The organism is Rhizobium sp. NXC14, from assembly GCF_002117485.1.
Taxonomy (GTDB): domain Bacteria; phylum Pseudomonadota; class Alphaproteobacteria; order Rhizobiales; family Rhizobiaceae; genus Rhizobium.
The window spans coordinates 3,634,091-3,642,500 of sequence record NZ_CP021030.1; the positions used below are offsets into that span (position 1 = coordinate 3,634,091).

At 58.7% G+C, this 8,410-nt stretch carries 4 protein-coding genes, 1 tRNA gene and 2 rRNA genes (1 of these 7 only partly in view); 1 reads left to right on the plus strand and 6 read right to left on the minus strand.

Annotated features, from left to right (window positions below; translation table 11 throughout):
- The first annotated feature begins 30 nt into the window (after nt 1-30).
- Nucleotides 31-2,610, plus strand: coding sequence for an NADH-quinone oxidoreductase subunit NuoG (nuoG, locus tag NXC14_RS17840; protein ID WP_085779268.1), 2,580 nt, complete (start codon nt 31-33; stop codon nt 2,608-2,610).
- A 76-nt stretch (nt 2,611-2,686) separates the two neighbouring features.
- Here the strand turns inward: nuoG and NXC14_RS17845 are convergent, their stop codons facing one another.
- The 6 genes from NXC14_RS17845 to NXC14_RS17870 form a co-directional block, all read right to left on the minus strand.
- Entirely contained in the window at nt 2,687-3,127 is a 441-nt protein-coding gene (locus NXC14_RS17845; RefSeq protein WP_085779269.1) for a CBS domain-containing protein, read from the minus strand.
- A 43-nt stretch (nt 3,128-3,170) separates the two neighbouring features.
- On the minus strand, nt 3,171-3,737 hold the full coding sequence (locus tag NXC14_RS17850; protein WP_085779270.1) for an NADH-quinone oxidoreductase subunit I: 567 nt from the start codon (nt 3,735-3,737) through the stop codon (nt 3,171-3,173).
- Nucleotides 3,738-3,747: 10 nt separating this feature from the next.
- Nucleotides 3,748-4,749: an NADH-quinone oxidoreductase subunit NuoH gene (gene nuoH, locus NXC14_RS17855; RefSeq protein WP_085779271.1), complete on the minus strand. Its 1,002-nt coding sequence runs from the start codon at nt 4,747-4,749 to the stop codon at nt 3,748-3,750.
- A gap of 552 nt (nt 4,750-5,301) precedes the next feature.
- Nucleotides 5,302-5,378 (minus strand) — tRNA-Met (locus NXC14_RS17860).
- A gap of 226 nt (nt 5,379-5,604) precedes the next feature.
- Nucleotides 5,605-5,719 (minus strand): 5S ribosomal RNA (gene rrf, locus NXC14_RS17865).
- Between the two features lie 184 nt (nt 5,720-5,903).
- A 23S ribosomal RNA gene (locus tag NXC14_RS17870) occupies nt 5,904-8,410 on the minus strand; it runs 434 nt beyond the window's last position.

Sequence of the window (8,410 nt, forward strand, 5' to 3'; positions counted from 1 at the left end):
GAGTGTGCTGGATCAGGATTGTGAGGAACCATGCTTAATGTCACGATCGATGGACAAACGCTGGAAGTTGAGGCTGGCTCGACGGTGCTGCAGGCCGCCCGGCATTTGGGCATCGATATTCCGACCTTCTGCTATCTGAAGCGTCTGCCGCCGCTGGCCTCCTGCCGCATGTGTCTGGTGGAGATCGAGGGCCTGCGGCGGCTGCAGCCGTCCTGCGCTACTGCGGTCACCGATGGCATGGTCGTGCGGACGAATACGCCTCTGATCGAGGAAACGCGCTCTTCTATGCTCGACATGCTGCTCGCCAATCACCCCCTCGACTGCCCGATCTGCGACAAGGGCGGCGAATGCGAGCTTCAGAACATGGTAATGGCTTATGGGCCCCGCGAAAGCCAGTTCCGCGATGACAAACGTGTGTTCCACTCCGAGGACATTCGCCTCAGCCCGGTCATCATCATGAACGTCAACCGCTGCATCCAGTGCCAGCGCTGCGTCCGGATGTGCGAGGAGGTCGTCGGCGCGGTGGCGCTGGGCACCGTCGAGAAAGGGATGGATACCGCCGTCACCGGCTTCGAGGGCAGTCTGGCGAGTTGCGACCAGTGCGGCAATTGCGTCGAGGTCTGCCCGGTCGGCGCGCTGATGAGCTTCCCCTACCGCTACAAGGCGCGCCCCTGGGATCTCGTAGAGACCGACACGATCTGCCCGCATTGTGGCACCGGTTGCCAGCTGACAGTGGGCACGCGCAAGGGCGAGTTCATGCGGGTGCGCTCGAAGTGGGGCGAAGGTGTCAACCACGAAACTGTCTGCGTGCGAGGACGCTTCGGCCTCGATTTCGTTGCAAGCCGGGACCGGATCAAGCAGCCAATGATCCGTCAGGATGGCGCCCTGGTCCCGGTTTCCTGGGACGACGCGGGGGATTATCTGCGCCGGCGACTGTTGGCTGTCGAGAGCAAGGAGGCCGGCGGGCTGGTCTCGCCTCGCCTGCCCAACGAGGTGCTTTATCAGTTCCAGAAGCTGATGCGAACAGTATTCCGGACCAACAACATTGATTGTTCGTCACGCTGGGCCGCGCCCTTCGATACGCTCGGCCCGCTATTGGGAACTTTCTACAGCCGCACACCGCTGGCCGACGTAATCGGCAACGACTGCGTGCTCGTCGTCGGCGGCAACGTGACCGAGGAGAATCCCGTCACCGAATACCTGCTGCGAGACGCCGCGCGGCGGCGGCAGGCCGGATTGCTGATGCTTTCGGCGCGGCCCTCGCGGCTGGACGCCGATGCCAGGGTGGTGGTTCGCGTGCCGCCGGGCGGAGAAGAGGCAAGCCTTGCGGCGGTGGTAGCCGCGCTCATGGCGGCGGCCCGTCAAACCTTGCCGGGCGACGCATTTGCGGACATCGGGGCGATGGTCGGCAGGCCGGCAGCGGGCACCGGCAGCGACGGGCCGGATCGTCTGGCCACCGCGCTCAAGGAAGCCCGTAGCGTCACCGTGCTTGTCAGCGTCGACCTCCTGAGATCACCCGAAGCGCGCGCGACGCTGCTGCAGCTCTACAACCTGCTGCAGGTTCTCCGCCTGCTAGGCAAGGGCCCGGCGATGCAGTTTCTCTTCGACCGTGCCAACCAGCTGGGCGCCTGGGACATGGGGGTCCTGCCGGCGGCTCTCCCAGGGCTGCGGGCCGTCGCCGATGACGCGGCGCGCGCAGCTCTTGCACGAAACTGGGGCGCCCAAATCCCGTCTGAACCCGGTGCGAATCTCGATGCCATGCTGGAGCTCTGCATCGGTGGCCGGATGGGCGCTTTCTACATCGTCGGAACCGACCCCCTGGTCGCCTATCCCGACCGGGACTTTGTGACGCGGGCGCTTGGCGCAGTTGATCTCCTGATCGTGCAGGACGCGTTCCTCACGGATACGGCGGGCATGGCCGAGGTCGTCTTGCCTGCGGCGGGATACGGCGAGGAATCCGGAACGTTCACCAACAACGAGGGCCGGATCCAGAATGTTCGCAAATTCCGTAAGCCCGTCTTCGACGCGCGAGGCAATCTGGCGATTATCGACTTCGTCGCGGCGCTACGCAGCAAGGCGTTGCCGCCATCGACGCGAGGCGAAATTTTCGACGAGATTGCCCGGCTGGTCCCGGCTTATCAGGGGTTGACGCAGGACGGACTTGGCGCCGACGGCGCATTCACCAAGGCGGTGCCAACATTATCGGCTGGCGTGTTCCTTGCGCCGCCGTCCGCTCCAACAGCAGCCGACCGGCTCATGCTGATCACCGGCGACTGCCTGTTCCACAACGGATATCTTTCCGAACGGTCGGACACGCTGAACACAGTCGCCAACGATCCCTATGTCACGATGAGCGCGCAGGATACTGCGGAGCTTGGCCTTTCGGATGGCGATCAGGTAATCGTGCGTTCCGGCCAGGGCGAACTGTCGGCGCAGCTCAAGGTCGACAGGCGGTTTCCCAAGGGCCTCGTCTTCGTTCCGGAAAACTATAGAGCCTTGCGTCTCAACAGCCTGCTGCGTCGGGGCGAATATCCATGCGCGGTGGAAGTCCAGAAGGCGCATGCCACTCCTGAAGTCGCCCCCCCAGGCCGGATCTGGCGCGGGGTTTGAGGATTTGGGCTCGGGGGCACCGCAAGACTCCGTGGCAAGCTGCCCGCCCCAGCGTTATTACATCGAGTGGGCGGCGTCAGTGATACCTGGTCCCGCATATGTAATCCTGCAGCTCCTGCTCTGTACGCTGCGCTTCGTCGAGCCTGTGCTTAACCACATCTCCGATGCTGACCACGCCGACAACGTTGCCTCCATCCGTGACCAACACATGGCGCGTACGCCGCTGGGTCATGATCCCCATCGCGACGGGTAGCAGATCTTGTGTCGAACACGTTGCGACATTGCGGTTCATGATGTCCGCGACCCGCATCGCCGCTGCCGCGGCCCCGTATTCCGCCACCGCATTGCAGCAATCCCGCTCCGACACCGTACCGAGGTATTTGCTGTTTGATCGGCTCACGACGACGAAGCCGATATTGTTGTCTCGAAACAACCTCAGTACCTCCACCATCGTCTGATCGGGGGCGACTGCGATGACACCGACACCCTTGTTCTTCATGATTTCACCGACAAACATCTGAGCCTCCTGTTCGAGCGCTTCGGTTTGATGGCTGGCGCTTTCATGTTCGCCGGATATTCCGCCACCAGTTGTAGCCGTGCGTCTCTTTCGTCTCGACGAGTACGTCCTTCTTCGTATTCAGGCGCGCGGCGACCACGCCGCCGCCGGTTGCCGCCTTACCCGGCTTGGCGAGCAGATCGTCGCGCCCGATCACCAGGTCAGCAGAGGAAAAACTGGAAAATTCGTATTGTTGCCCAAGCGCGATTGCATCCGCCGGGCAGGCGTCCTCGCACAACCCGCAGAACAGGCAGCGGGCTGTGTCGATTTCAAATTTCGCCGGGTGCCGGCTGCCCTTCTCGTCCTCGTACGGGACGACTTCGATACAGTCGCAGGGACAGATCCGCGCGCAGAGTTCGCAGGCTACGCACTTGATCTCGCCCTCTTCGTCGCGCTTCAGAAAGTGATGCCCGCGGTAACGCGAGTAGGGTAGCCATTTTTCGTTGTCCGGATATTGCATGGTCACGGATTTGGAGAACAGATATCCGAAGGTCAGAGCCAAGGCATTCGCCAGATCGGCGAAGAACGCCCAGCCAACCCATGTTCCAACTCTGTCCAGCGCGCGCGACATCGCCGCCTCGCTACGGGGCCGTTACGACCCCTAAAAGTATACCGGTTATAATTATGTTCGCCATCGACAGAGGAAGCAAGACCTTCCATCCGATCGCCATCAACTGATCGTAGCGGTAGCGGGGGAAAGTGAAGCGGAACCAAATAAACACATAGACGAAGAACGCGACCTTGAGAGCAAACCACAGGAGCGGTGGCAAGGGAATCAGAACACCGTTCCAGCCGCCGAAGAACAGGATCACCACCAAGACCGACACAAGCAATACGATGGCATATTCGCTGACCATAAAGAAGGCAAAGCGGATACCGCTGTATTCGGTATGGAACCCGGCCCCTAGATCCCCTTCCGCTTCCGCCAGGTCGAAGGGAATGCGCTGCGCTTCGGCCAATCCGGCGACGAAGAACACCAAGAACCCGACCGGTTGGTAGACGATGTTCCAGACATCGGCCTGCGCCCGCACGATCTCGAGAAGGCTCATGGACTGCGCCAGAATGACCACGCCGATGACCGCGAACCCCATCGGGATTTCGTAGCTGATCATCTGGGCGCAGGTTCTGAGGCTGCCCAGGACAGCGTATTTGCTGTTGGAGGCCCAGCCGCCAAAGATGACGCCATAGACCTCGATCCCGATCACCGAGAAAACGAAAAGGAGCGCCACATTCATGTTGGAGACGTAGAGCGTGATCCCGTGGCCGAGGACCGTGACAGTTTCGCCGAAGGGGATCGCGACGAACACCACAAAGGGCGGAGCGAGCGCCAGGATTGGCGCCAGTTTGAACAGGAACCGGTCGGCCTCGGCCGGGATGTGATCCTCTTTCGTCAGGAGCTTGATTCCGTCCGCCACCGGCTGCAACAGCCCGTGCCATCCCACGCGCATCGGCCCCATCCGCTGCTGGATGTGCCCGGCGACCTTGCGTTCCAGCCAGGTGAGCGGCAAGGGTAGCAACAGCAGGATCGCAATCAGGAACGCGACCTTCAAGACGATTAGGCCAAGGGCGACGATAAGTTCCATGATCCGGACTACTTATTCATCGGGTTGAAGCGCGCGACCGGGCTTTGGCTCCGCTCGACAATGAGCACGGCGCACACTTGTCAGATTACATGGTACAACGGCGACGCACCTCACACAATGCCGTCGCCGTTATGCCGTTTGCCGTCGCTGGCTATGATGCCTCCGGGCTCAGGACGTTTTAAGAAGAGTAGTTCGCTGTGCGAGATGAAGGCTTCCCATTTCCGCCTGTTGCACCGCGCGGTCCTGGGTATCAGAAACCGCCGAGGCTCTCATCGTTGCCGAATGAAAGTTCCCTAGCAGGTCAGCCGGCGTCCTGGAGCCGGGCACCCAGCAGAAACGCAAAAGCTCCTCGAGGGTATGTCGAGGCGCTTTCTATCAAGCGACTTGCAAGTTGAATTGGTTAGCGGGGGCAGGCTTGGGTTTTTCTGTCTCGCGGCGTCGGCTTCGCCTGCTTGCGGGCCGCTGACTCGGCGTTAAATTCTCGACCCGCTGCCACAAACGCAAAACCCCGCGATGAGGCGGGCTTTTTGCGTGTTGTGTTTATGGAAGGTTTGGTTGCGGGGGCAGGATTTGAACCTGCGGCCTTCAGGTTATGAGCCTGACGAGCTACCGGGCTGCTCCACCCCGCGTTATTTTATTCCGGACTGTCTGAGCCCGGGAGCGATGTCAGGCGTAGCCTGACGAGGTGAGGCCGTTAAGAGATCGATCCGGTGGATCGATCTTAGGCCGAACGGGCTGCTCCACCCCGCGGAATGATTATAACACGAAAGGCCGCTTGTGAGCGGCCCTTTGTTTCGGCTTTGGGCCGTTGGCTTGTGATTGAGAAGATTTTATCAACTGAGTTGCGTTTGGCAGACCTGGCAGCGACCTACTCTCCCGCGTCTTAAGACGAAGTACCATGGGCGCAGGGGCGTTTCACGGCCGTGTTCGGAAAGGGAACGGGTGCAGCCACCCCGCCATAACCACCAGGTCGGCAAAGCGCAACTTTTGATGAGAAGCTGGGGATGAGGCAGTAGGCAGTTGCCATTAGGCAATAGCGCTATTGTCATCGTTTTTTTGAACACGTCTTTGAAGCGAATGAGGAGTGGCTATTGCCGACTGCCTATTCCTTTCTGGCATCATCAGCCTTTGGCTGATGAGCATGAACAATGAGAACGATCAAGCCGATCGAGCTATTAGTACCGGTAAGCTTCATGCGTTGCCGCACTTCCACACCCGGCCTATCAACGTGGTCGTCTTCCACGGCTCTGATAGGGAACACTCGTTTTCAGGTGGGTTTCCCGCTTAGATGCCTTCAGCGGTTATCCCGTCCATATATAGCTACCCTGCTATGCCCTTGGCAGGACAACAGGTCCACCAGAGATATGTCCATCCCGGTCCTCTCGTACTAGGGACAGATCCTGTCAATATTCCTACACCCACGGCAGATAGGGACCGAACTGTCTCACGACGTTCTGAACCCAGCTCACGTACCGCTTTAATTGGCGAACAGCCAAACCCTTGGGACCTGCTCCAGCCCCAGGATGCGATGAGCCGACATCGAGGTGCCAAACAACCCCGTCGATATGGACTCTTGGGGGTCATCAGCCTGTTATCCCCGGCGTACCTTTTATCCGTTGAGCGATGGCCCTTCCACGCGGGACCACCGGATCACTATGACCGACTTTCGTCTCTGCTCGACTTGTCAGTCTCGCAGTCAGGCGGGCTTATGCCATTGCACTCGACGACCGATTTCCGACCGGTCTGAGCCCACCATCGCGCGCCTCCGTTACTCTTTCGGAGGCGACCGCCCCAGTCAAACTACCCACCATACACTGTCCCGGACCCGGATGACGGGCCGCGGTTAGACATCCATGACGATAAGGGTGGTATTTCAAGGATGGCTCCACGGAAACTGGCGTCCCCGCTTCAAAGCCTACCACCTATCCTACACATGCCGACACGAATGCCAGTGTAAAGCTATAGTAAAGGTGCACGGGGTCTTTCCGTCTGACCGCAGGAACCCCGCATCTTCACGGGGAATTCAATTTCACTGAGTCTATGTTGGAGACAGCGGGGAAGTCGTTACGCCATTCGTGCAGGTCGGAACTTACCCGACAAGGAATTTCGCTACCTTAGGACCGTTATAGTTACGGCCGCCGTTTACTGGGGCTTCGATTCAAAGCTTGCACCTCTCCTCTTAACCTTCCAGCACCGGGCAGGCGTCAGACCCTATACGTCGTCTTGCGACTTCGCAGAGCCCTGTGTTTTTGATAAACAGTCGCTACCCCCTGGTCTGTGCCACCCCATCATAGTTGCCTAAAATGGGGTCACGCTTCTTCCGAAGTTACGCGTGCAATTTGCCGAGTTCCTTCAACATAGTTCTCTCAAGCGCCTTGGTATACTCTACCTGACCACCTGTGTCGGTTTCGGGTACGGTCTATACGGTGGAGCTATTTCCTGGAACCGCTCCGCTGCCCTGATAATCCAATAAACCAGAACAACTTGTGCAATCCGTCACTACCACCAGGCCCACGAATATTAACGTGGTTCCCATCGACTACGCGTGTCCGCCTCGTCTTAGGGGCCGGCTAACCCTGCTCAGATTAACTTTAAGCAGGAACCCTTGGTCTTTCGGCGAGAGGGTCTCTCACCCTCTTTATCGTTACTCATGTCAACATTCGCACTTCCGATACCTCCAGGAGCCCTCACGGGTCTCCCTTCATCAGCTTACGGAACGCTCCGCTACCACGTGTATTGCTACACATCCTCAGCTTCGGTGCATGGCTTCAGCCCCGTTACATTTTCGGCGCAAAGACCCTTATTTAGACCAGTGAGCTGTTACGCTTTCTTTAAATGATGGCTGCTTCTAAGCCAACATCCTGGTTGTTTTGGGATCCTCACATCCTTTCCCACTTAGCCATGACTTGGGGACCTTAGCTGGAGGTTAGGGTTGTTGCCCTTTTCACGACGGACGTTAGCACCCGCCGTGTGTCTGCCGAGTAGTACTCCCCGGTATTCGGAGTTTGGTTAGGATCAGTAAGACGGTGAGTCCCCATAGCCCATCCAGTGCTCTACCCCCGGGGGTATTCGCTCGACGCTCTACCTAAATAGATTTCGCGGAGAACCAGCTATTTCCGAGTTTGATTGGCCTTTCACCCCTAGCCACAAGTCATCCCAATCTATTGCAACAGATGCGGGTTCGGTCCTCCAGTTGGTGTTACCCAACCTTCAACCTGCTCATGGCTAGATCACTCGGTTTCGGGTCTAATGCAACAAACTATATCGCCCTGTTCAGACTCGCTTTCGCTGCGCCTACACCTACCGGCTTAAGCTTGCTTGTTACACTAAGTCGTTGACCCATTATACAAAAGGTACGCCGTCACCCTTGCGGGCTCCGACTGTTTGTAGGCATCCGGTTTCAGGTTCTATTTCACTCCCCTTGTCGGGGTGCTTTTCACCTTTCCCTCACGGTACTTGTTCGCTATCGGTCATGCACGAGTACTTAGGCTTGGAGAGTGGTCTCCCCATGTTCAGACAGGATTTCTCGTGTCCCGCCCTACTCTAGGACAATCGTGATATCTACGCGTACGGGGCTGTCACCCACTACGGCCGCACTTTCCAGAGCGTTCCACTTTAATCACAATTGCCACTGGCCTGGTCCGCGTTCGCTCGCCACTAC